At 60.2% G+C, this 24,012-nt stretch carries 21 protein-coding genes; 11 read left to right on the top strand and 10 right to left on the bottom strand.

Annotation, left to right across the window (positions count from 1 at the left end):
• The first annotated feature begins 130 nt into the window (after positions 1–130).
• A complete protein-coding gene (locus H045_RS22265; RefSeq protein ID WP_015373509.1) occupies positions 131–604 on the top strand; it encodes a glycine zipper domain-containing protein in 474 nt (157 codons plus the stop codon).
• 73 nt (positions 605–677) lie between these two features.
• Here H045_RS22265 and H045_RS22260 read toward each other — a convergent pair whose 3' ends face one another.
• On the bottom strand, positions 678–1,109 hold the full coding sequence (locus H045_RS22260; RefSeq protein ID WP_015373508.1) for an acyl-CoA thioesterase: 432 nt from the start codon (positions 1,107–1,109) through the stop codon (positions 678–680).
• Positions 1,110–1,134: 25 nt separating this feature from the next.
• Complete coding sequence (locus H045_RS22255) at positions 1,135–3,072, bottom strand: RecQ family ATP-dependent DNA helicase (RefSeq protein WP_015373507.1); 1,938 nt, start codon at positions 3,070–3,072, stop codon at positions 1,135–1,137.
• Between the two features lie 234 nt (positions 3,073–3,306).
• Here H045_RS22255 and H045_RS24860 point away from each other — a divergent pair, with 234 nt between their 5' ends.
• From H045_RS24860 to H045_RS22245, 3 genes are all read left to right on the top strand, one after another.
• Positions 3,307–3,477, top strand: coding sequence for a YhfG family protein (locus tag H045_RS24860; protein WP_003236014.1), 171 nt, complete (start codon positions 3,307–3,309; stop codon positions 3,475–3,477).
• Positions 3,477–4,076, top strand: coding sequence for a putative adenosine monophosphate-protein transferase Fic (locus H045_RS22250; RefSeq protein ID WP_015373506.1), 600 nt, complete (start codon positions 3,477–3,479; stop codon positions 4,074–4,076). Before H045_RS24860 ends, H045_RS22250 begins: the two co-directional genes overlap by 1 nt.
• Before the next feature lie 408 nt (positions 4,077–4,484).
• Complete coding sequence (locus H045_RS22245; protein ID WP_015373505.1) at positions 4,485–4,841, top strand: DUF1493 family protein; 357 nt, start codon at positions 4,485–4,487, stop codon at positions 4,839–4,841.
• Positions 4,842–5,018: 177 nt separating this feature from the next.
• Here H045_RS22245 and H045_RS22240 read toward each other — a convergent pair whose 3' ends face one another.
• Positions 5,019–6,560 (bottom strand): phosphoenolpyruvate carboxykinase, encoded by a 1,542-nt coding sequence (locus H045_RS22240; protein ID WP_015373504.1) that lies wholly within the window; start codon positions 6,558–6,560, stop codon positions 5,019–5,021.
• Between the two features lie 179 nt (positions 6,561–6,739).
• Positions 6,740–7,642 carry an Hsp33 family molecular chaperone HslO gene (hslO, locus tag H045_RS22235; RefSeq protein ID WP_015373503.1) on the bottom strand — a complete coding sequence of 301 codons (903 nt, stop codon included), beginning with the start codon at positions 7,640–7,642 and terminating at the stop codon, positions 6,740–6,742.
• A 125-nt stretch (positions 7,643–7,767) separates the two neighbouring features.
• Between hslO and H045_RS22230 the strand changes: the two genes are divergently transcribed.
• Positions 7,768–8,571, top strand: a complete 804-nt coding sequence (locus H045_RS22230; RefSeq protein ID WP_041931558.1) for a phosphatase PAP2 family protein — start codon at positions 7,768–7,770, stop codon at positions 8,569–8,571.
• Positions 8,572–8,696: 125 nt separating this feature from the next.
• Here the strand turns inward: H045_RS22230 and H045_RS22225 are convergent, their stop codons facing one another.
• Positions 8,697–9,104, bottom strand: coding sequence for an RNA-binding S4 domain-containing protein (locus H045_RS22225; RefSeq protein WP_003236026.1), 408 nt, complete (start codon positions 9,102–9,104; stop codon positions 8,697–8,699).
• Positions 9,105–9,220: 116 nt separating this feature from the next.
• Between H045_RS22225 and rimA the strand changes: the two genes are divergently transcribed.
• Genes rimA through rimK form a run of 3 tightly spaced genes read left to right on the top strand, consistent with a single transcriptional unit; the run spans position 9,221 to position 11,398 of the window.
• Positions 9,221–10,000, top strand: a complete 780-nt coding sequence (rimA, locus tag H045_RS22220) for a S6 modification regulatory phosphodiesterase RimA (RefSeq protein WP_015373501.1) — start codon at positions 9,221–9,223, stop codon at positions 9,998–10,000.
• A 13-nt stretch (positions 10,001–10,013) separates the two neighbouring features.
• Complete coding sequence (rimB, locus tag H045_RS22215; protein WP_003236030.1) at positions 10,014–10,496, top strand: retropepsin-like aspartic endopeptidase RimB; 483 nt, start codon at positions 10,014–10,016, stop codon at positions 10,494–10,496.
• Positions 10,493–11,398 carry a 30S ribosomal protein S6--L-glutamate ligase gene (rimK, locus tag H045_RS22210; protein WP_003171022.1) on the top strand — a complete coding sequence of 302 codons (906 nt, stop codon included), beginning with the start codon at positions 10,493–10,495 and terminating at the stop codon, positions 11,396–11,398. Before rimB ends, rimK begins: the two co-directional genes overlap by 4 nt.
• A 78-nt stretch (positions 11,399–11,476) precedes the next feature.
• On the opposite strand, the gene H045_RS22205 is transcribed toward rimK, so the two are convergent.
• Together H045_RS22205 and ompR are read right to left on the bottom strand one after the other, a co-directional pair.
• Entirely contained in the window at positions 11,477–12,790 is a 1,314-nt protein-coding gene (locus H045_RS22205) for an ATP-binding protein (protein WP_003236033.1), read from the bottom strand.
• A gap of 117 nt (positions 12,791–12,907) precedes the next feature.
• Positions 12,908–13,648, bottom strand: coding sequence for an osmolarity response regulator transcription factor OmpR (gene ompR / locus H045_RS22200; RefSeq protein ID WP_015373500.1), 741 nt, complete (start codon positions 13,646–13,648; stop codon positions 12,908–12,910).
• Between the two features lie 355 nt (positions 13,649–14,003).
• Between ompR and H045_RS22195 the strand changes: the two genes are divergently transcribed.
• Positions 14,004–16,340, top strand: a complete 2,337-nt coding sequence (locus H045_RS22195; protein WP_015373499.1) for a Tex family protein — start codon at positions 14,004–14,006, stop codon at positions 16,338–16,340.
• Positions 16,341–16,631: 291 nt separating this feature from the next.
• The gene (gshA, locus tag H045_RS22190) at positions 16,632–18,215 is read left to right on the top strand and encodes a glutamate--cysteine ligase (RefSeq protein WP_003236039.1); all 1,584 of its coding nucleotides are present in this window, start codon (positions 16,632–16,634) and stop codon (positions 18,213–18,215) included.
• Between the two features lie 68 nt (positions 18,216–18,283).
• On the opposite strand, the gene mgrA is transcribed toward gshA, so the two are convergent.
• From mgrA to epsC, 3 genes are all read right to left on the bottom strand, one after another.
• Complete coding sequence (mgrA, locus tag H045_RS22185) at positions 18,284–19,321, bottom strand: L-glyceraldehyde 3-phosphate reductase (protein WP_003236041.1); 1,038 nt, start codon at positions 19,319–19,321, stop codon at positions 18,284–18,286.
• 110 nt (positions 19,322–19,431) lie between these two features.
• Positions 19,432–21,393: a choline transporter BetT gene (betT, locus tag H045_RS22180; protein ID WP_167325133.1), complete on the bottom strand. Its 1,962-nt coding sequence runs from the start codon at positions 21,391–21,393 to the stop codon at positions 19,432–19,434.
• Positions 21,394–21,807: 414 nt separating this feature from the next.
• On the bottom strand, positions 21,808–22,734 hold the full coding sequence (epsC, locus tag H045_RS22175; protein WP_003236044.1) for a serine O-acetyltransferase EpsC: 927 nt from the start codon (positions 22,732–22,734) through the stop codon (positions 21,808–21,810).
• A gap of 166 nt (positions 22,735–22,900) precedes the next feature.
• On the opposite strand from epsC, the gene H045_RS22170 reads away from it, so the two are divergent.
• Positions 22,901–23,896: a D-cysteine desulfhydrase gene (locus tag H045_RS22170; RefSeq protein ID WP_015373497.1), complete on the top strand. Its 996-nt coding sequence runs from the start codon at positions 22,901–22,903 to the stop codon at positions 23,894–23,896.
• The last annotated feature ends 116 nt before the right edge of the window (positions 23,897–24,012 follow it).

Below are 24,012 nucleotides of genomic sequence, written 5' to 3'. Positions count from 1 at the left end.
ACGACTTAAGTTCCCTATATAAAACAGCAAGTTAGCGAATTGTATACAACTATTGCCACTGGTCGGATTTCGATTGTCAGCATTCTCCTGCGACCTCAGGATCGCGGCGTCATCCTCTTGAGGTCTCCCTATGAAGTTCTCCTCGATTCTCTTGCTGTCCTTTAGCCTCGTCAGCGGCGCAGCCATGGCGGGTGGCACCACCGAAGCCGGTGTGGGCGGCGCATTGGGTGGGGTTCTGGGTTCGGTCGTAGGCCAGCAGATCGGCGGCAACACAGGTTCGGCCATCGGTGCAGCCTTGGGCGGCGCAGGCGGCAGCGCCGTGGGTGCCGACAAGCGCAGCCGTGGCGAAGCCGCCATCGGCGGTGCATTGGGCGCGGCCGGTGGCAACGTGGTAGGTCGCAGTGTAGGCGGCAACACCGGCAGCCTGGTGGGCGCAGCCGCCGGCGGTGGTGCCGGGGGCGCGCTGGGCAACTACATGGGCAACAAGAGCGATAACGATGATCGTCGTTACCGTGGACGCGATAACCGTCGTTATGACCGTGATGACCATCGCGGCCGTGGCCATGCCTATGGGCATCGCAAGCATCATCATCTTCACCGCTGAGGGCTCAAGGCCACCGCACATCCAATGTGGGAGGAGCGTGCTTCCTCTCACATCCGCCTAGAGGGTGTTTCGCCTAAGCAAGCAAACGCTGCAGCGCCTCGCGCAGCGTCTGCGGGATCATCACAGGCCGGTTCGAAGCCCGATCCACGAAGACATGCACGAACCGCCCCGCCGCACAGGCCTCTTCCTCGCCGGCCTTGAATACCGCCAACTCATATTGCACCGAGCTGTTGCCCAACTTGCCCACCCGCAGGCCGATTTCGATGCGCTCGGGAAAGGCAATCGACGCAAAATAATCACAGGCTGAACTCACCACAAAACCCACCACCTCGCCGTCGTGAATGTCCAACCCGCCCTGCTCGATCAGGTAGGTATTCACCGCCGTGTCAAAAAAGCTGTAGTAGGTGACGTTGTTCACATGTCCATACACATCATTGTCGTGCCAGCGTGTGATGATCGGCTGGAAGTGAGCGTAATCGGCGCGTTGTGGCACTGAGTCAGGCATTGGCAAGTCTCTTCAAGGTGTCTGTTTACAGGTCCTGCAAATGAGCCTCGGCCCACTTGCGTACCTCTGCGTAGGGATAGTCCTCCAGCGCGGCGAACCCGGGAATGCTGCGCGCCTTCAACCGGGTAAACAACGGCACGCTGATTCCGCCGAGGAAGCGCGCGAGCCGTTCGGCGCCCAGCAAGTCGCCGGTGTGTTCATGGTGCCTGTGGATAAAATCACTGCACAGGCCCATGAAGTTTTTATCCACAAGCGCCGGCAGGCTCGGCGGCGGTGGCAAATGCGCGATATGGCCGTGGCATACCGAACAGTTTCCACAGCGTTGCGGCGCCTGGTCATCGCCAAAATACTGCGCCAGACGATGACCGAGGCAATATTCGGTGGCGAACAGATCAAGCATGGCGTGAATACGCGCCACTTCCGTTACCTCGTGCTGCTTGAAGCCTGTGTATAACTCGGCGCTCAATACCTGCGGGTCGAAATCCGTGTTCAGCAAACTGTAGACCTCGGTCATCTGCTTGCTCTCCAGTTCAATCAGCCCCTGCTCCTGGAAATAATCCAGTGCCTTCACCACCCGGTTGCGCTCAGCGCCGTGCTGTTGATAAAGCACGTCGAAATCCACCGTCGCCCAGGTTTTGGCGCGTTTACACACCTGGATGATCGCCGCGACAAACTGCTGCCGCTCGCCGGAAAAACGCGCCAGCAAAGCCTGCGGCTCAATCAGGTATTTAAAACGGTACTCGGCATAAAAAGCATAGCGCGGCGCGATCACGCCCTTGAGTTCGAGTTGTACCAGCAAGGTCTTGAGCGGCAGCTCACGGATATTGCTATGGTCCGACAACGAGCGCAGCAGGAACTCCCACTGCCCCTCGCTGCGTGAAGCCTGCAACTCCTCCAGCACACGGCGGATTCCCTCTTGCTCCGGCGTGTCGCCGTACACAAAATTTTCCAGCACATTGAGGCTGTCACGGTTGGCCAGCACCAGGCAGTCCGATGGCTGCCCGTCACGTCCTGCGCGGCCGATTTCCTGGCTGTAGTTCTCGATGGACTTGGGCAGGTCGAAGTGCACCACGTTGCGGATATCACTCTTGTCGATACCCATGCCGAACGCGATGGTAGCGACGATGCAGTTGGAGCGCCCGCCCATGAATCGCTGCTGGATGCCCTCGCGTTTATCGTGCGGCAACCCGGCGTGATATGCCTCGGCCTGGATACCGTTGCGGTTCAGGTGCTCAGCGATCTGCTCGGCGGTTTTTTGCAGGGTGACGTAGACGATACTCGGCTGGCGGGTCCGCTCGCTCATCCACTGCACCAGACGTTGGCGCTTGTTCACGCCGCCGACCGGCTCTACCAGCAGGTTGAGGTTGGGCCGATAGAAGCCCGTGGTAATCACATCGCTCGGCGCAATGGCGAACTTGGCCTGCATGTCGGCAATCACCTTGGGTGTTGCTGTAGCCGTCAGCAGAAGGGCTTGCGGGATATTGAACTGGCGTTGGTAGTCCGGCAGCTTCAGATAGTCCGGACGGAAGTTATGGCCCCACTCGGAAATGCAGTGCGCTTCGTCCACCACCAGCAGCGAGATCTGCACACTTTGCAGAAAGTTGCGAAAACGCTCGTTCTTCAAGCGCTCTACGGAAATCATCAGGATTTTCAGCTCACCGGAGCGCGCCCGCGCCATCACCTCATTGGCATCCTCGCGACTCTGCGCCGAATCGATGCTACCGGCTGAAATACCGTGGCGCTGCAGAAAGCCCAACTGATCCTGCATCAACGCCAGCAGCGGTGAAACCACCAGCGTCAGGTGCGGGAGCAGAACCGCCGACAGCTGATAGCACAGGGACTTACCGGAACCGGTGGGGAAAATTGCAGCCGCCGAGCGCCCGGCCAGCACGGCGCTCACTGCCTCCTGCTGGCCCGAACGAAACTGTGGATAACCAAAGACCTGCTGGAGGGTGTCGTGCATAGGCTGTCACTCCATTGACCGCTGAGGGTGGCTTAAAAACGTAGCTCACCCGGGTCAGCGAATCGAGAAAGGTCGCATGGAAAAAAAGAGACAGGATGATACACAGCGTGGTGGAAAGCAGGACTATTCGCGCAAGCTTGTAGGAACAACTACCACATCTTGCCTATCCAAAGACTGCCTTCGCGCAGACGCATTGCGCTACAATCAAGCCTTGCTATCTAGGAGTACGCTGCGATGAGCGAACTGACGTTTGAGCAAAAACAGGATCATTACCACAAGATCCGCCGTTCCAATTACTTGGCCAGCCTGCGCCTGGAGGGGTTCGATACCCAGCCGGCGGACGTCGACAAACCGCTGCCCACTCGCGAAGCCGTCCTTGCCAAGTACCGCAATACCCCGCGCTGATGCTCGACAAATACGGGGTGGGCCAGGATCCTTACTGCTATCCCGATAGCAACGTCCTGCGCAACCGTCTCGATTTGCTCGATGAAGTACGCTTGCATGAAGCCGAGCGGGAATTGTCCGAAATCGCCATAGGTAATCTTCCCCTCTTCCCGCCGCCCTACGACCTTGATCGCCTGCAAAACATCCACCGCACTTTATTTGGCGATATTTACGACTGGGCCGGTGAGCTGCGCAGCGTCAATATCCAGAAAGGCGACACGCTATTCTGCACGCCCGAGCGTATCGCCCCGGAAGCGGAAAAGATTATTCGGCATATGGAAGAGGCGAACTGGTTTGTCGGCGCCACCCAGGCTGACCTGGTGACTCAAATCGCTGAAGTTTATGGCGACCTCAACGTCATCCATCCTTTTCGCGAAGGCAATGGCCGGGCGCAACGGATCCTGTTTGAACAAATCATCGTAAATGCGGGATTCTCGGTGAACTGGTGGCTGGTAAAAGACGCAGCGTGGATACCTGCGAACATCGACGCGGTGGCGTGTGATTACAGGGGGCTGGAAACGATTTTCAAGCGCTGCATAAGCACACCGGCAACGCCATGATCGTTCCCATGGTTGGGCAGTGCTGATCGAAAGATCGACGCTAAGCTGAAGATGCCGGCAATCACTGTAGGAAAGGACGAAATACCGCGCAATCCGCTTCCCAAACTGCAAAAAACACCTGCTTACCCCTCTATTGAATATCCCTCTTTCTGACCGAAACTAACGTCCTCTCCACTTTCTCGGTAAAGCCCGTGAACATCGAAAGGACTCAACACAACGGCCGTTACGGTTTCAAATTTGCCGTGATTCGCCCTTCAAGGATGATCCGGCAACGCCGGGGCGGCTGCTTCAATGACTGAATATAGCTTCTGGATCAGTCTGGCTCTCTTCCTGATAATTTCTGCCTTGATCACACGAGCCATATATCGTCGACGACGTCATGCTCACCCACTTCTGCGAACCTCCAACATGAACCTGGCCCCAAACTTCCCCGAAGACTCCGATATGCAGCAACTCCTGCAACTGCTGCACGAAGAAATCGGATTGCCGCAACATAAAACCCTTCGCCTGCAAACCGCGATCAATCTCGACCTGGGCTGCGATGGCGGCGAAGCCAGGCAACTGATGGAGACGCTGGAGCAGGATTTCGCCGTCGACCTGGGCGACTACGATGCCTACCGTTACTTCCAGCCGCCAGTGTTTGATGTCTTCTTCAAACACCGCGCCAAAGGCCGTGGGGAAAAAATCCCGCTGACCATCGGCATGCTCTACCTGGCTATCAAGACCCACAGCTGGGACACGCAGACGCTGGAAAACCTGAGTTAAGTGCGCCACAAACTGTGGGAGGGGGTTGCTCGCAATGACAGAGTGTCAGTCAGCGAACATTTGAATGACATACCGCTATCGGGAACAAGCTCCCTCCCACACCTGATCCCTAACGACCTGGCGATCGGGCACAAAAAAGCCGCCCGATAAGGGCGGCTTTTTCATTACGATCGAGTCTTACAACTTGGGACCCGCCGCCTTGATTGCATCACTCACTTCAAACTTCTTGAAGTTCTCGACAAACAACCCTGCCAGCGCCTTCGCCGCTTCGTCATAAGCAGCCTTGTCAGCCCAGGTATTGCGAGGGTTCAACAGCCCAGTCTCAACACCCGGCACCGCCAACGGCACGTCCAGGTTGATGGTGTCCAGGTGCTCGGTCTCGGCACCGATCAACGCGCCGCTCTGGATGGCTGCGATCACGCCGCGAGTGGTCGGGATGTTGAAGCGCTTGCCAACGCCGTAGCCGCCACCGGTCCAGCCGGTGTTGACCAGGTAAACCTTGGAACCGAAACCGCGGATGCGCTTGATCAGAAGCTCCGCGTATTCGCCGGCCGGGCGCGGGAAGAACGGCGCGCCGAAGCAGGTGGAGAAGGTCGACTTGATGCCGCCGCCCGAGCCCATTTCGGTCGAACCCACCAGCGCGGTGTAGCCGGACAGGAAGTGGTAGGCCGCTTGTTCTTCGCTGAGGATCGACACGGGCGGCAGTACGCCGGTCAGGTCGCAGGTGAGGAAGATCACAGCGTTAGGCTCGCCACCCAGGTTCTTCTCGGAACGCTTGGCAACGTGCTCCAGCGGGTAGGCCGCGCGGCTGTTCTGGGTGAGGCTGACATCGGCATAGTCGGCGTGCTTGGCGTCGTCGATCACGACGTTTTCCAGCACCGCACCGTGCTTGATGGCTTTCCAGATCACCGGCTCGTTCTTCTCGGAGAGGTCGATGCACTTGGCATAGCAACCGCCTTCGATATTGAACACCACGCCTTCACCCCAACCGTGTTCATCGTCACCGATCAGGTAACGGCTTTCGTCGGCGGACAGGGTGGTCTTGCCGGTGCCCGACAGGCCGAAGAACAGAGTCACGTCGCCTGCTTCGCCGATGTTGGCGGCGCAGTGCATCGGCAGCACATCGGAGGCCGGCAGCAGGAAGTTCTGCACCGAGAACATGGCTTTCTTCATTTCACCGGCGTAGCGCATGCCGGCGATCAGGACTTTTTTCTGCGCGAAGTTGAGGATCACGCAACCGTCGGAGTTGGTGCCGTCACGCTCTGGCACGCACTCGAAGTTGGCCACGTTGAGCACTTGCCATTCTTCACGACCGGCCGGGTTGTACTGCGCCGGGTTGATGAAAAGGCAGCGACCGAACAGGTTCTGCCAGGCAGTCTGGGTGGTCATTTTCACGGCCAGGTAGTGGTCTTCTGCGGCCCCTACGTGAACATGGGAAACGAAGTGCTCTTGCGCGTTGTTGAATGCTTCCACGCGGCTCCACAGGGCATCGAACTTGTCGGCCGGGAACTTGCGGTTGATCGGGCCCCAAGCGATAGCGTCTTGAGTAGAAGGCTCTTCAACGATGAAACGGTCGACCGGCGAACGGCCGGTGCGGTGACCGGTACGTACGACCAGCGCGCCAGTATCGGCAAGCTCGCCTTCACCGCGGCTCAGGGCTTCTTTAACCAGATCGTCAACACTCAGATCGGTGTATACGGCGTTGTTGGCTTGCGTCATGAGGTTCCCCGTCGGCCTATGGCCGAGTGCTCCAAACGTTTTGTAGTAGAAAGTTGCGCACTACTACCGCGAAAAAAGTGGGCCGGATTATGCCAGAAAAGCCCAAAAAGAGTAGGGCCCTCCCGTCAGAACAGCGCTATCTCGGCATTTCTCAGGTGATTTACCTGTGCTTAAACGTTTTAGTGGCGGGTGTCGGAAGGGGTGTCGATGCCTGCGCCGGCGAATAATTGAGCAACATCGGCCGCATCGAAAAGATAACGCTGGTTACAGAACTGGCAGTCGATTTCGATATGGCCACCGTGTTCGACCACCAGATTCTGTGCATCTTCCAGGCCCAGGCTGACCAGCGCGTTGCCAGAACGCTCGCGCGAGCAGCTGCAGTGGAAGCGCAGCGTTTGCGGGTCGAACAGGCGCACGGCTTCTTCGTGATAAAGGCGGTGCAGGATGGTCGGGTTGTCCAGGCCCAGCAGCTCTTCAGCCGTGAGGGTGCCGGCCAGGGCGGTGAGATTGCGCCAGCTTTCGGCACGGTCATCGTCATCCTTGATGCGATCGGCCGGCAGTTGTTGCAGCAGCAGGCCACGAGCGCGCTTGCCGTCGGCGTTAAGCCAGAACCTGGTGCCGACTTGCTGGGACATCACGAAATAATTGGTGAAGCAGTCCGACAGCGTGTCGCCGTCGAGGTCGACAATGCCTTGATAACGCTGCCCCACAGTCGGGTCCACCGTCAACGCCAGCACGCCGTTGGGCATCAGGTCGCTCAGCGTGGCGTCAGGGGCGATCAGGTCGGCGTCGTAACGGGCCAGGCCCCGGATGTCGCGCTCGCTGGAACACTCGATCATCAGCAAGGGAATAGGGCCATCGGAGCGGGCCTGCAAAATCAGTAAACCATCGAACTTCATGGTGCCCACCAGCAACGCCGCGGCCGCCATCAACTCACCGAGCAGTTGCGCAACCGGCTCCGGATAGGCGTGCTTGGCGAGGACTTCGGCATAGCTGCGCTCCAGCGAGACCAGTTCGCCGCGGGCGTCGCTCTCGTCGAAGATGAAGCGTTGAGTGAAGTCGGTATCCGGTAGATCAGTCATAGGTTTGGGTATCTGAATTGATGACAAAATGATTACAAAATTTATAAAATTAAACGCTTTAGCACCATCTTGGTGCGGTTTTCTCCTGGAAACAGAGAACTTACTAGAGCGAAGAGGGACAGTTTATGAACAATCCGGGTTTGTTCCAAGCAAAGTGGAACCTCCGGCGATGGGCTCTTTGCAATCTACTCGCTATCGGACTGCTGTGTTTTTGGCTGTGGCCCACGGGCCAGATGCTATGTGTGTTTTTCGACGAATGGCTGTTTCACCTGCTCAATGATCCGCTGGCGACCAGCGCAACCTGGCTGCATGTGTGGGCCGTGGCCAGTCTGCGCCCGTTTGATGCGGTGGTTGGGCTGATTTTGCTGGCCCTGCTGGTTCGCGGTGACTGGGTATTCAAGGCGGTGCAGGTACGCCAGGCGTTCTTTGGCTTTCTCGGCATTCTGCTGTTGCTATTGTTTATCCGCATGCTGTTTTCCAAACTCGCCGCGCACATGGGCTGGCAGCACAGCAGCCCGTCGATGGTGATCGGCGGTGCCGTGCAGATGAGCGACTACTTCCCAGGGCTTGAGAAAACCTGGGAGCTGAAGGACCGTTCGAGCCAGAGTTTCCCGGGGGACCATGCGTCGGTGCTGCTGATCTGGGGCATGTTCATGACCGTGTTTGCCCGCAGCATCGGCCAGGTGCTGGTGATCTGGGGCCTGGCGCTGCTGTTCATGATGCCGCGCCTGGTGGCGGGCGCGCACTGGGGGCAGGACGACTATATCGGCGGCGTGTTGCTGGCGTTGCTGGCATTGGGGTGGGGGTATTACACACCGTTTGCGGCGAAGGTGTCGGGGGCGTTGCTGCGCGTGACGGCGCCGATCTTCGGGTTGCTGGGTAAGCTGCCGGTGATCGGGCGATTGAGTGTCATACGACAAACTGCGTAACGCCGAGTATGTAATGTGAGAGGGGGCTTGCTCCCGATGAGGGATTGTCAGTTCATGCATAGGTGACTGATACACCGCCATCGGGAGCAAGCCTCCCCCACATTTGAACCACGAGATCAGCGCAATCAGTCGTCATTGCCGCTGCCGCGAAACTTGAACAGATCGCGACGCTGCTTCTTGCTCGGCTTGCCATCCGTGGTCAGGCCTGACGCCCCGGCCTTGCGCATGGCTGCAGCGTTTTCACGCTTGGCGATGCTGGCCTCGGTCTCGGCGTACAGTGCCTGCGCTTCGGGAGCGCCACGACGTACGATGGAAAGCGCCTGCACCACAATGGTTTTTTCATCAAACCCTGTACGAATCTGAAACTCGTCGCCAACACGCGGTTCCTTGCCCGGCTTGCAGCGCTCGCCCCGATGGTGCACCTTGCCGCTTTCGATGGCAGCCTTGGCCAGGGCGCGGGTTTTATAGAATCGCGCCGCCCACAGCCACTTGTCCAAACGGACCTTTTCTTCCTCTTCCTGCTTTTGAGCCACTTGAATTCCCCGCTCTGAAAAATGTCGCAACCTTACCGTCGAAACCCTTCGACGCATAAATCCCAAGGCTCACCTAAGATACGCCGGGTAGCACCCTGTTTTCGCGAGGATACGCTGTGACCGACTTCCCCACTTCACTCACCTCGCCCAACCAGCGTTGCGTGGGTTGCCAGCAAAGCGAACCACTGAGCTTTGACTTTGCCTTCGCCTACCAGCCTATCGTAGACCTGCGCGATCATTCCATTTTTGCCCACGAGGCGCTGGTGCGAGGCCCTCAGGGTGAAGGCGCCCTCTCGGTACTGAACCAGGTCAATGACAGCAATCGCTACCGCTTCGACCAGCGCTGCCGCACCCAGGCCATCGCCCGCGCTGCGGCGCTGGATATGCAAAGCAATCTTTCGATCAATTTCATGCCCAACGCCGTGTACCGCCCTGAGCTGTGTATTCGCAGCACTCTGGACGCGGCCCGGGCGCACAATTTCCCGCTAAACCGGCTGATTTTCGAGACGGTGGAAAGCGAGTACGTCGATAACTATCGCCATTTGACGAATATTCTGCGTGAATACCGCGAATTCGGCTTCAAGACCGCCATCGACGATTTCGGCGCGGGCTATTCGGGGCTGAATCTGCTGGCCGATTTCCAACCTGACCTGATCAAACTCGACATGGCGCTGATCCGCGATATCGACAAGGACCGTGTCCGTCAGGTGATCGTCCGGGGAATTGTCACAATCTGTGAGCAGTTGGGGGTTACTGTCATCGCTGAAGGCATCGAAAGTGCCGGCGAGCGCGACTTCCTGTCCGACTGTGGAATATTTCTGATGCAGGGCTACTGGTTCGCCAGGCCCGCATTCAACGCCCTGGCCAAGGTTGCTCCTCAAGCCTGGGCGAATTGACCGGTTATCTATATTGAAGACATTTGACCATTTGACCGTTGTGGGTCTGCGTGAATGGGTGGCCCTTCCCGACCTGGGAGTGGCGGGCCTGCGCGCGAAGATCGACACCGGTGCCAGTACCTCAAGCCTGCACGCCACCGATATCGAGCCGTTTGAGCGCGATGGTGCGCAGTGGGTACGTTTTACCGCGCACCTGGGCACGGTCGTGCAACTGCGTCATCGGCGCTGCGAGGCGCCGTTGGTGACCATGAAGACCATCAAGAGCTCCAACGGCCACGCGCAGGTGCGATACGTGATCAGCACCACGCTGGCGCTGGGTGATCGGGTATGGCGGGTGGAGTTCACCCTGGCTTGCCGCAAGGCCATGCGTTACCGCCTGTTGCTGGGCTCCAAGGCGCTGATTGACGGCCAATTGGTGGTCAGTCCCGGCGTCAAGTACGTTCAAGACAAGCCGGTGTTCCCGGTCTCTACCATTTCTGTCCCAGGTGCTGCATGAAGATCGCTGTGCTGTCGCGAAACCCGCGTCTGTATTCCACCCGCCGCCTGGTTGAGGCCGGTACCGAACGTGGCCACGAAATGGTGGTGATCGACACGTTGCGTGCCTATATGAACATTGCCAGCCACAAGCCGCAGATCCACTACCGGGGCAAGCCCCTGGAAGGGTTTGATGCAGTGATCCCGCGTATCGGCGCATCGGTGACCTTCTACGGCTGCGCGGTGCTGCGCCAGTTTGAAATGATGGGGGTGTTCCCCCTGAATGAGTCCGTGGCCATTGCCCGCTCGCGGGACAAGTTGCGCTCACTGCAACTGCTGTCGCGCCGGGGTATCGGCCTGCCGGTCACCGGTTTTGCCCACTCGCCCGACGACATCCCCGACTTGATCGAGATGGTCAACGGTGCACCACTGGTGATCAAGGTGCTGGAGGGCACTCAGGGCATCGGCGTGGTGCTGTGCGAAACGGCGACTGCCGCCGAGTCGGTGATCGAGGCGTTCATGGGCCTCAAGCAGAACATCATGGTGCAGGAGTACATCAAGGAAGCCGGTGGCGCGGATATTCGCTGCTTCGTGGTGGGCGACAAGGTGATTGCCGCGATGAAGCGCCAGGCCAAGCCGGGCGAATTCCGCTCCAACCTGCACCGTGGCGGCAGCGCCAGCCTGATCAAGATCACCCCGGAAGAACGCATGACCGCATTGCGCGCAGCGAAGGTGATGGGGTTGGCCGTGGCGGGTGTGGATATCCTGCGCTCCAACCATGGCCCCCTGGTAATGGAGGTGAACTCATCGCCAGGCCTGGAGGGAATCGAAACCACCACGGGCAAGGATGTGGCGGGGATCATCATTCAACATCTGGAAAAGAATGGTGGACCGAATATGACCCGGACCAAAGGCAAGGGCTGAAACCCCTCCTCCTCTGACACACCATAAAACCAAATGTGGGAGTAAGCCCTCTCCCACATTTTCAATCAGTGTTGTTGGTTAGACCGCATCTCGGGGCAGCATCAAACCAAGCGGCAAACGCACCCGTGCCTCCAGCCCACCGTCCGCACGGTTGCGCAGCTCAACATTGCCGCCATGCATCGATGCAATTCGCCGCACAATAGCCAGTCCCAGCCCGGTGCCCTTGCCGCCACGGGCACGGTCGCCGCGGGTGAACGGGTTGAAAATGCCTTCCAGTTCGGCGGGATCGATACCGGCGCCACGGTCCATCACGCTCAGCACCACGTAGGGCGCCGTGCTATCCCCGGACACATATGCCGCCACCTCCACATCGGAACCGGCATGGTGCAAGGCATTGCCGATCAGGTTATTGAGCAGGCGCTTCATCGAAACCCTGCGCAACGCAAAGGGCTGGATCGGCTCAAGGCGCATGCGCACCTGTTCGCCGTTCTGGTTGTAGGGCGCCACGACTTCACGCACCAGGTCGGTCAGATCGACTTCTTCAACGACTTCATCACGGCCATCGCGGATAAACGCCAGGAACTGATCCAGAATCGCATCCATGTCCTCAATGTCGCGGACCATGTCGTCCGTCAGATCGGTGTGGTTGCCCATCAATTCAAGAGACAGCCGCAAACGCGTCAGCGGCGTACGCAGGTCATGGGATACCCCCGCCAGCATCAGCTCCCGCTCGCGCCCGGCCTGTTCGACGTCTTCCGCCATCTGATTGAACGCGCCGTACACCTCGGTCATCTCGCTGGGTGTGTCACTCACCGGCAGGCGCACGCTGCGTCCCTGACCGAGCTGGCGGGCGGCGAATACCAGGCGTTTAAGCGGCTGGTTGAGCTGACGCACAAAAATCCACGCAGAGGCGGTGGAGAGCAAACCGATCGCCAGGAACCAGCCGAGCACGTTCCAGATCTTCTGCCCGCGTAACGGGTGCGGATACAGCGGTACCTTCAGCCAGTCTTCACCCAGACTCGGCGCACGCACCCACAGGGCTGGCGACACATGCATGCGCAAGCGCACCTCAGTGTCTTCACCGAGCTCGGCCTGCATCTGGCGCTGATAGATTTCGCTGTAGGGCCAATGTTGCTCGCCCTCCGGCACGCCCGCACCGGCAACACGCACCAGCGTGGCGGCCTTGGCGATCTTCTCGCGGTTTTCGGGGTCGGCCGCCCAGTAGGCACGCAGCGTCAGCGCGACGCCGTGGCTGTATTGCCGGTCAACCAGCACGTCCTCGTTCATCAGCAGATAAACCAGTGTGAGTGCCTTGGAAAACAGAACGACGATCAACACCAGCCAAAGGGTGCGCGAGAAGAAACTTTGTGGGAACCACAATGGGGTTTTCATAAGAGACAGCTGGACACCTGGCAGGAAAAAGCAGCGCTCGCGGAATTGCAGACGCCGAGCACCCCGTTGACCCTCAAGGGATCAAACGCCGGGATACCCGCGCCTGCAAGTCATCGGTCACTTGGTCGCAGTGCCATCCGGCACAAACACGTAACCCACACCCCAGACCGTCTGGATATAGCGAGGCTTGGAGGGGTCCGGCTCGATCATTCGACGCAGACGGGATATCTGCACATCGATGGAGCGCTCCAGAGCGTCCCATTCCCGGCCACGGGCCAGGTTCATCAGCTTGTCGCGTGTCAGCGGCTGGCGCGCGTTCATCACCAGGGCCTTGAGCACCGCGAACTCACCGGTGGTGAGCATGTGTACTTCGTCGCCACGCTTGAGTTCACGGGTCGCCAGCGACAGCTCGTAGTCGCCAAAGGTGACGCTTTCGTCTTCGCTGCCCGGAGCGCCCGGCACCGGCGGGGCCTGACGCCGCAGTACGGCCTTGACCCGGGCCATCAACTCGTCAGGGTTGAACGGCTTGGCCAGATAATCATCTGCACCCAGTTCCAGGCCCTTGATGCGACTCAGCTCGTCGCCCTTGGCGGTGAGCATGATGATCGGAATCTGGTTGTTCGCGCCACGCAGGCGTTTGCAGGCGGTGAGGCCATCTTCGCCGGGGAGCATCAGGTCGAGTACGACCAGATTGAATACTTCTCGCCCCAGCAGGCGGTCCATCTGCTCGGTATTCGGCACCGCACGGGCACGGTAGCCCTTGGAGTTGAAGAAGCGCTCCAGCAGGCTGCTCAGCCCCGGATCGTCATCAACGATGAGAATTTTTTCGCCTTCAGCAGTTTGTGCAGTGCTGCTCATTAGATGCTCCTCTTATCTCGGCGCGCATTATGGCCTAGCTGCCGTTATACGCACCGTGTGCATTGTTAGCAGATTTTTCCTCGACCACCAGCGGACCCACGTCCTACAACCACCGGCGCAGTACCCCTCAAGGACAGAACGCTGGTTATAATGCGGCGCCGTCTTGCAGGGCAACGTCAGATCGTTTCCGGTTACTGCCGCCTTTTTTTACCCGCTTGATGCGACTTTTTAGATTTCGAGGGTCAATTGGCTGCCTCTTGACCCAGGCAGCGGTGCCGGTCGGGCCGCTCAACCAGTCTTGCCGGGCCTTGTTTTGCGGGCCTGCGCGCTGCTTTTCAGAATTTCAGGTGGTTTTATGGACAGCATCAACAGCCGCATCGCCGAAGAACTCGGCGTACGCCCCCAACAGGTCGAAGCGGCCGTCGCTCTACTGGATGAAGGCTCCACGGTGCCTTTCATCGCCCGTTACCGTAAGGAAGTGACCGGCAGCCTCGACGACATTCAGCTACGGCACCTGGAAGAACGCCTGCGCTACCTGCGAGAACTCGACGAACGGCGCATCAGCATCCTCGCCAGCATCGAGGAACAGGGCAAGCTCACCCCGCAACTTGAGCGCGATATCAAGCTCGCCGACACCAAGACCCGCCTCGAAGACCTTTACCTGCCCTACAAGCAAAAGCGCCGCACCAAGGGCCAGATCGCCCTGGAAGCCGGCCTCGGCGATCTGGCCGACGGCCTGTTCAACGATCCGTTGCTGAGCCCGGAAGCCGAAGCCGCACGCTTCATCGATGCCGACAAGGGCGTCGCCGACGTCAAGGCCGCTCTCGAAGGCGCCAAGTACATCCTCATGGAGCGCTTCGCCGAAAACGCCAACCTGCTGGAAAAACTGCGCAACTACCTCAAGCAGGAAGCCGTGCTCAGCGCCCGCGTCATCGCCGGCAAAGAGGAAGAAGGCGCCAAGTTCCGTGATTACTTCGAGCACGACGAACCGCTCAAGAGCATGCCGTCGCACCGCGCGCTGGCCATTTTTCGCGGTCGCAACGAAGGCATTCTCAGCTCTGCGCTCAAAGTCGGCGACGAATTGCCGGGCACCATGCACCCGTGCGAAGGCATGATCGGGCAACAATTCGGTATCCAGAACCAGAACCGTCCTGCGGACAAGTGGCTCGGTGAAGTCGTGCGCTGGACCTGGAAGGTCAAGCTCTACACCCACCTGGAAACCGACCTGCTGGGCGAACTGCGTGACGGCGCCGAAACCGAGGCGATCAACGTGTTCGCCCACAACCTGCACGACCTGCTGCTGGCCGCCCCCGCCGGCCCGCGCGCCACCCTGGGCCTGGACCCCGGCCTGCGCACCGGTTGCAAGGTCGCGGTGGTCGACGCCACCGGCAAGCTGCTGGACCACGCCACCGTGTACCCGCATGTGCCGCACAACAAGTGGGATCAGACCCTCGCCATCCTGGCCGCACTGTGCGCCAAGCATTCGGTGGACCTGATCGCCATCGGCAACGGCACCGCCAGCCGTGAAACCGACAAGCTGGCCGCCGAGCTGATCAAAAAATACCCGGCCATGAAGATGACCAAAGTCATGGTCTCCGAGGCCGGTGCGTCGGTGTACTCGGCGTCGGAATTGGCGTCCAGAGAGTTCCCGGACCTCGACGTGTCGATCCGAGGTGCGGTGTCCATCGCCCGCCGCCTGCAGGATCCGCTGGCGGAGCTGGTGAAGATCGACCCCAAATCCATCGGCGTCGGCCAGTACCAGCACGACGTGTCGCAGCTGAAACTGGCGCGCGGCCTGGATGCCGTGGTGGAAGACTGCGTAAACGCCGTGGGCGTGGACGTGAACACTGCCTCGGTGGCGCTGCTGGCACGTATCTCCGGCCTCAACGCGACACTGGCGCAGAACATCGTCACCCACCGCGATCAGAACGGCGCGTTCAAAACCCGCGCCGCGCTGAAAAAAGTCGCACGTCTGGGTGAAAAAACCTTCGAACAGGCTGCCGGTTTCCTGCGCGTCATGAATGGCGACAACCCGCTGGATTCGTCCGCCGTCCACCCGGAAGCCTACCCACTGGTGCAACGCATCGCCGCCGAAACCGACCGCGACATTCGCTCGCTGATCGGCGACGCCGCGTTCCTCAAGCGCCTGGACCCGAAGAAATACACCGACGAAACCTTCGGTGTACCGACCATCACCGACATTCTGCAAGAGCTGGAGAAACCCGGTCGCGACCCGCGTCCCGAGTTCAAGACCGCCGAATTCCAGGATGGCGTCGAAGACCTCAAAGACCTGCAGCCGGGCATGATCCTCGAAGGCGTGGTGACCAACGTGACCAACTTCGGCGCGTTCGTGGACATTGGCGTGCACCAGGACGGCCTGGTACACATCTCCGCGTTGTCGGAGAAGTTCATCAAGGACCCGCGCGAAGCGGTCAAGGCCGGTGACGTGGTCAAGGTCAAGGTCATGGAAGTCGACATCCCGCGCAAACGCGTGGGCCTGTCGATGCGCATGAGCGACACCCCCGGCGAGAAAGTCGACGGTGCACGCGGCGCGCGTCCGGGCTCGGCACCGCGTCAGTCGCAGAATCGCTCGGAAAACAGCCAACCGCGCAAGGAAACCGCGACCGCGGCGCCGGCCAACAACGCCATGGCCTCGCTGTTCGCCAACGCCAAGCAGTTAAAGAAACGCTAGGGGTCAAATCAAAGTCGTGCGCGTACCCGCGCGCAAGACTTGTCGCAAAAGCACAGGGCACCTTCGTTGCCCTATAGCTCCCCACCCTCGATTTGAGTTAATTTCGGCGCTGCAATCACAGCGTCGGAATTTTCTTGATGCGCTGTAGCCCAATTCATGGAGCGATGGAGGCTTTTTCAATGCAGGTCACCTCGATTCAAAACCAGGCGATAACGCCAGTTTCCACTTCACCCTTGTAGACCGTCCTGCCCACCCCCATATTGGGGCGACTGACGCGTGAAGGAATCCAACTTGAGCGAACTTCTCAACCGCCGCCTGGCTCTGCTCGGCAAGCGCGAACACCTCTCCCTGCTGGAGCAATGCTTGCACGGCATCGAGCGCGAATGCCTGCGGGTCACCGGTGAGGGTCGCCTGGCACAAACGCCGCACCCCGAAGCCCTGGGCGCCGCGCTGACCAACGAAATGATCACCACCGACTACTCGGAATCGCTGCTGGAGTTCATCACCCCGGCCCTGCCCAACCCGGCCGATACCCTGAGCAGCCTGGACAGGATCCACCGCTTTGCCTACACCAAGCTCGGCAGCGAATACCTGTGGAGCCCGTCGATGCCTTGCCCGTTGCCGGCCGAGGAAGATATCCCGATTGCCTATTACGGCACTTCCAACATCGGACAGCTCAAGTACGTGTACCGCAAGGGCCTGGCGCTGCGTTACGGCAAGACCATGCAGTGCATCGCCGGTATTCACTACAACTTTTCCCTGCCGGAACAGCTGTGGCCGCTGCTCAAGGACACCGAAGGCTTCGTCGGGACTGAGCGTGACTATCAGTCCACGGCCTACATCGCGCTGATCCGCAACTTCCGCCGCTACAGTTGGCTGCTGATGTACCTCTTCGGTGCCTCGCCGGCCCTGGACGCCGGGTTCCTGCGCGGTCGCTCGCACCAGCTCGAAGTGCTGGACGCCGATACGCTGTACCTGCCCTACGCCACCAGCCTGCGCATGAGCGACCTGGGTTACCAGAGCAACGCCCAGGCCGGTCTCACGCCGTGCTACAACGACCTGGCAAGCTACACCGATAGCCTGCGCCAGGCGGTAGCAACGCCCTACGCGCCGTACGTCGAAGTCGGCACGCACAAGGACGGTGAGTGGGTGCAGCTCAACACCAACATCCTGCAGATCGAAAACGAGTACTACTCCAACATCCGCCCCAAGCGCGTGACCTACACCGGCGAACGGCCGATCCAGGCGCTGGTGGCCCGTGGCATCCAGTACATCGAAGTGCGCTGCCTGGACATTAACCCGTTCCTGCCCATGGGCATCGATCTGCCGGAGTCGCGCTTTCTCGACGCGTTCCTGCTGTATTGCGCACTCAACGACAGCCCGCTGTTCGCCAACAACGAATGCGGCAACGCCAGCGCCAACTTCCTCAGCGTGGTCAAGGAAGGCCGTCGTCCGGGCCTGGAGTTGCAGCGCGACGGCGCGGCGGTGGACATGAAGCAATGGGCCACCGAGCTGCTGGAGCAGATTGCGCCACTGGCCGCCCTGCTCGACGAGAGCCACGGCATCAGCGAACACAGCCAGGCTCTGGACGCCCAATTGGCAAAAATCCAGGACCCGTCGCTGACCCCGTCGGCCCAGGTGCTGGCAGCAATGGCCGAGCGCAAAGAGAGCTTCGCGCAGTTCTCCCTGCACCAGAGCCAGCTGCATGCCGAGTATTTCCGCAACGATCCGCTGACAACAGACGAACAGGCGCACTTTGAAGAGCTGGCGCGCAAGTCGCTGGCGCAACAGGCGGAGCTGGAGCAAACCGAAGTGGGCGACTTTGATGTGTTCGTCGGGTCGTATCAGGCGAGCATCCTGGCCATCAGCAACTGAACAAAGGCTGACTTGGCTATAAGTGCGGAAGAGGGCTTGCCACAACAAGCCCGATTCCCACTCTCAGCTTACTCAGCGCTGGACGGCTTCTCCCACAGGTTGATCCCGCCTTCCTGTGCAAACCGATCGATCTGCGCCAGTTCCTCCTTGCTGAAACTCAGATTCTTCAATGCCCCGACGTTCTCGATGATCTGCTCCGGCCGGCTCGCGCCGATCAGCGCGCTGGTCACCCGTGGGTCACGTAACGTCCAGGCCAGCGCCAGTTGGGCCAGGCTCTGGCCGCGACGCTGGGCGATTTCGTTGAGGGCGCGCACATGGGCGAGGTTGGCTTCGGACAGGTGACCAGCCTGCAGCGAACCACCGCCCGGACGGTTGACCCGCGCGTCGGCCGGCACGCCGTTGAGGTACTTGTCGGTGAGCAGGCCCTGGGCCAGCGGGGTGAACGCGATCACGCCGACGCCGAGTTCATCGGTGGTGTCGAGCAGGTCTTTCTCCACCCAGCGATTGAGCAGGTTGTAGGCCGGCTGGTGAATCAACAGCGGCACTTTCCACTCGTTGAGCAGCGCCGCCATCTCACGGGTTTTCACCCCGGAATACGACGAGATGCCGATGTACAGCGCCTTGCCCTGCTGTACGGCAGTCGCCAGGGCGCTGGCGGTTTCTTCCAGCGGCGTGTCGGCATCAAAACGGTGGGAATAGAAAATATCCACATAGTCGAGCCCCATGCGCTGCAGGCTCTGATCGAGGCTGGCCAGCACGTACTTGCGCGAACCACCGCCCTGGCCGTAAGGACCGGGCCACATGTCCCAGCCGGCTTTGCTGGAGATGATCAGTTCGTCGCGGTAGTGCTTGAAGTCTTCGCGCAGCAGGCGGCCGAAGTTGATCTCGGCGCTGCCGTAGGGCGGGCCGTAGTTGTTGGCCAGGTCGAAGTGATTGATCCCCAGGTCGAACGCGGTACGCAGCAGCGCGCGCTGCGTGGCGATCGGGGTGCTGTCGCCAAAGTTGTGCCACAGCCCCAGGGACAGGGCCGGCAGCACCAGGCCACTACGGCCTGTGCGGCGATACGGGATAGATTCATAGCGGTTTTCGGCAGCAATGTACGTCATCGAATCCTCTCTGGGCTGTTGGGCGTGGTTTCCCTTTTACAGCAATTTAACAACAGAGTGGACCTGCCGATGATCGTTCCCACGCAGGGCATGGGAACGATCACAGGGCATCAGCGCACCAGATGCAGAAACTGCAAATGCCGCTCGTACTGGTCGAGGATGTCGTTGATGATCTGCTCTTTGGTGTAGCCCACCAGATCGTAGTCCTGGCTGCCCTCGCTCAAGTGCACTTCCGCCCGGTAGTAGCGACGGTTGTTGATCTGTTTGGAGCCCATGCCGCCACGGGCGAACGACGGCGTGAAGTAGCCGCGCATCTGCACCTGGTAGATGAACGGGTGTTCCTCGCCATGGCCGATCTCGAGGCTGACGCTGTCGTTGGCCGGGTCCGGCTGGGTGACCACCGAAAGACCCTTCTCGACAAACACCGCCGTCACTTCCTCAATCGCCGGGCGCACCGTCGACTCGAGGAAGCGGTACACCTCGTCCCGCGACGGGAAGTGCACCGCCTGGCTCAAGCGCTGGCGCCAGCCGCCTTTGCCCCGGCGCGAAGCCGACACCGGCGCCAGCGAATGCAACTGCGCGATCTGCTTTTGTGATTCCAGGTGGAACGCCTTGTGCAGCCCCCACATCATCAACAGCAGAATCATCGAGAACGGCAACGAAGTGAGCACCACCGCCGATTTCAGCGAATCGATGCTGCCGGCAAACAACAAGGCGCTGGTGACCAGCGCGGTCATCGCGCCCCAGAACACCCGCAGCCACTTCGGCCCGTCTTCATCGGCGTTGCCCCCCTTGGACGACAGCGTCGACAGCACCACGGTGCCCGAGTCGGCGGAGGTGACAAAGAACACGAAGCTGATGAACACCGTGACGGCGATCACCGTCTTGCTCCAAGGGTAGGTTTCCAGCAGCAGGTACAGGCTCATCGACGGGTCATCGATAGCCGACTGGCCCAGTGCAGCCATACCGTGGTTGAGCACCTGATCGATGGCACTGTTGCCGAAGATCGACATCCACGCCAGGGTAAAGCCCAGCGGAATCAGCAGCACACCGAACACGAATTCGCGGATGGTGCGGCCACGGGAAATCCGTGCAATGAACAGGCCCACGAACGGCGACCATGCGATCCACCAGGCCCAGTAGAACACTGTCCAACCGCCCAGCCAGTCGCTGGGTTTGTCGTAGGCGTACACATCGAAACTCTTGGTCGGCAAGGCGCCGAGGTAGTCGCCGATGTTCTGGATCAAGGTATTGAGCAAATGCTGGGTGGGGCCGGCGAACAACACGAACAGCAGCAGCGCACAGGCCAGCAGCATGTTGATGTCGGACATCACGCGCACACCCTTGTCGACGCCGGCCACCGCCACCAGAATCGCCGCGCCCATCATCAGGGTGATCAGGCCGACCTGGACCCACTGCGTATGGGCAATGCCGAACAGGTAGTCCAGCCCGGAGTTGAGGTGCAGTACCCCAAAGCCCATGTCGGCACCCAGGCCGAACACCGTGGCGATAATGCCGAAGCCGTCCACCACGTAGCCAATGGGGCCGTTGATGCGCTTGCCGATCAGCGGGTACAGCGCCGAACGCAGCGCCAGCGGCAGGTTATGCCGATAGGCGAAGTAGGCCAGGGCCATGCCGACAAAGGCGAACACGCCCCAACCGTGCAAGCCCCAGTGCAGAAACAGAATCTGCATGGCCTGGCGCGCGGCATCGGCGTTCATCGGCGCGCCCTGGGGCGGTTGCACCAGGTGCGTCAGCGGCTCGGACACGCAAAAGAAGAACAGCGTGATACTGATGCCGGCGGCGAACAGCATGCCGGCCCAGGACAGGTAACTGAATTCGGGCTCGTCGTGGTCGGCACCGAGTTTTATCTTGCCGTAGCCCGATAACGCGGTGACCACCACGAAGACCAGATACAGCGTCATCGCCAGCATGTAATACCAGCCGACCGTATTGGCCGCCCAGTTTTGCGCCGCCAGCAGCCAGGCACCGGCCTGTTGCGGGATCGCGATGACGGTGATGCCAAACAGCAGAATGAACGTCGCGGCAAAGTAGAAGACGGGCGCATTCATGCGCACCAGGCCGCTGGAGGGGGTGGACGAGGCACTCATGAACGGTGCACCCCGAGGGTTGGGTATGTGGCTGTAAATAACGGACTCAGCAAAGGTAAGCCTCCTGTTGTGAGCGGGCAGCGAACCACCGGTTTAACTTGAACGAGCGTTCAATTTAAACATGGATGGGCGGTCGGGGACTAATCGCAGGGCTGAGTGGTAGGTCATTCCTACACTAGCTCAGGGATTGGTATGACGGGTGCGCGAGGTAAATCGTTCAGCGATTTCCGCGTTAAGTACGGCTCAAAAATGGAATGCGGTCAAAAATGTGGAGCGGGCTTGCTCGCGAATGCAGTGAGTCAGCAACATATCCAGCAACTGACACTCCGCCTTCGCGAGCAAGCCCGCTCCTACAGGGGATTTGTACTGAATTCTCTATTTCTGCGCCCCATCCTCATGCTGCAGATTGGCCTGAGTAATGTTCACCCCCGCCGGCACACTGCGCGTCAGCCACACATTGCCGCCGATGGTCGAACCCTTGCCGATGGTGATGCGTCCCAGGATGGTCGCCCCGGCATAGATCACCACATCGTCCTCCACGATCGGATGCCGTGGATGCCCTTTCTGCAACTGCCCGTCTTCGTCCGCCGGAAAGCGCTTGGCGCCCAGCGTCACCGCCTGGTAGATGCGCACGCGCTCACCGATGATTGCAGTTTCACCAATCACCACCCCCGTGCCGTGATCGATAAAGAAGCTCGGGCCGATCTGCGCGCCGGGGTGAATGTCGATGCCGGTGGCCGAGTGGGCGATTTCTGCGCTGATCCGTGCCAGCAACGGCAAACCGGCGCGGTACAGGTGATGCGCCAGGCGATGGTGAATCACCGCCAGAATGCCGGGATAGCACAGCAGCACTTCGTCGACGCTGCGCGCGGCCGGATCGCCGTGGTAGGCGGCCAGCACGTCGGTGTCCAGGAGGCTGCGCAAAGACGGCAAGGCCAGGGCGAAATCCTGGATCAGACGGATGGCACGGGCATCGATCTGGCTGTCGTCCTGCCCGCCCTGGCGCGCGGCATAACGAAGCTCGAGGCGCGCCTGCGCAAGCAACGCGTTCAGCGCCACATCCAGGGTGTGACCGACGTAGAAATCTTCACTTTCCTCACGCAGATCCACCGGCCCCAGGCGCATCGGAAACAACGCACCGCACAAGGCTTCGAGGATCTGCGCCACCGCCTCGCGCGACGGCAGTTCACGCCCGCCATGCTCGCCGCTCAACCGGCCATTGCGCGTGCGCCACTGGTCGCGGGCGCTGCGCAGCTGGCTGACGATGGTCTGTAATTGCCAATGACTGGAACGCTCACTCACGGTCTTCACTCCTTACGTAATGGCCGCCACTTTACGGTATGCGCCCCGCCCTCCCTTAAGAACCAATGGTGTGATGCCAAGCACTATCGGCTATAAGCGATTGACGGTTGCCTGCGCAAAAGTGCCTGCCTATAGTCGGCCCATCCCACAGCAACCGTGCGCACTTATGATCAAGCAACAGCTCGACCGCTTTAACCGCCTGGACCTGCTGGGCGGCGCCACCGCCCTGGAGAAACTCGAACGGCTGTCGACGTGGCTTGGCCGCGACGTCTACGTCAAGCGCGACGACACCACACCACTGGCCATGGGCGGCAACAAACTGCGCAAGCTCGAATACCTCGCCGCCGATGCCATCGCCCAGGGCGCCGACACCCTCGTTACCGCTGGCGCCATTCAGTCCAACCACGTACGCCAGACCGCCGCACTGGCCGCCAAGCTAGGCTTGGGCTGCGTCGCCCTGCTGGAAAACCCCACCGGCACCGAAGACCCCAACTACCTCGGTAACGGCAACCGACTGCTGCTCGAACTGTTCGACGCCAAGGTGGAGCTGGTTGAAAACCTCGATAACGTCGACGACCAACTCAATGCCCTCGCCGACCGCCTGCGCAGCAATGGCAAGAAGCCGTATCTGGTGCCCATCGGCGGCTCCAACGCGCTGGGCGCCCTGGGCTACGTAAGGGCCGGTCTGGAGTTGGCCGCGCAGATCGACGCCAGCGGCATCGACTTCGCCGCCGTGGTGCTGGCCTCCGGCAGCGCCGGCACCCACAGCGGCCTCGCGTTGGCCTTGAGCGAAGCCTTGCCTGACCTGCCGGTGGTCGGTGTGACCGTCTCGCGCAGCGACGAAACCCAACGCCCGAAAGTGCAGGGCCTGGCAGAACGCACCGCCGAGTTGCTGGGTGTGGCTTTGCCGGACGCGTTCAAAGTGATCCTGTGGGACGAATATTTCGGCCCGCGCTACGGCGAGCCGAATGCGGGCACCTTGTCAGCGATCAAACTTTTGGCCAGCCAGGAAAGTCTGTTGCTAGACCCGGTGTACACCGGCAAGGCCATGGCCGGCTTGCTGGACGGCATCGGGCGTCAACGGTTTGAGGACGGGCCGATCATCTTCCTGCATACCGGCGGGGCACCGGCGCTGTTTGCCTATGACTGCGTATTTAACTGAGTCCACTTTAAAATTTTCCATATTCAAAAATAGAATATCTGGATTGATTTATATTATTTTCAAGTCTTAAAAACCGGCCTTATAGTCGCGCGCTTTAAGGCAGGATACGACCACTG

Origin of the sequence: Pseudomonas poae RE*1-1-14 (assembly GCF_000336465.1) — a bacterium.
Taxonomy (GTDB): Bacteria; Pseudomonadota; Gammaproteobacteria; order Pseudomonadales; family Pseudomonadaceae; genus Aquipseudomonas; species Aquipseudomonas poae.
This window is presented reverse-complemented; position numbering and strand designations above follow the sequence as displayed.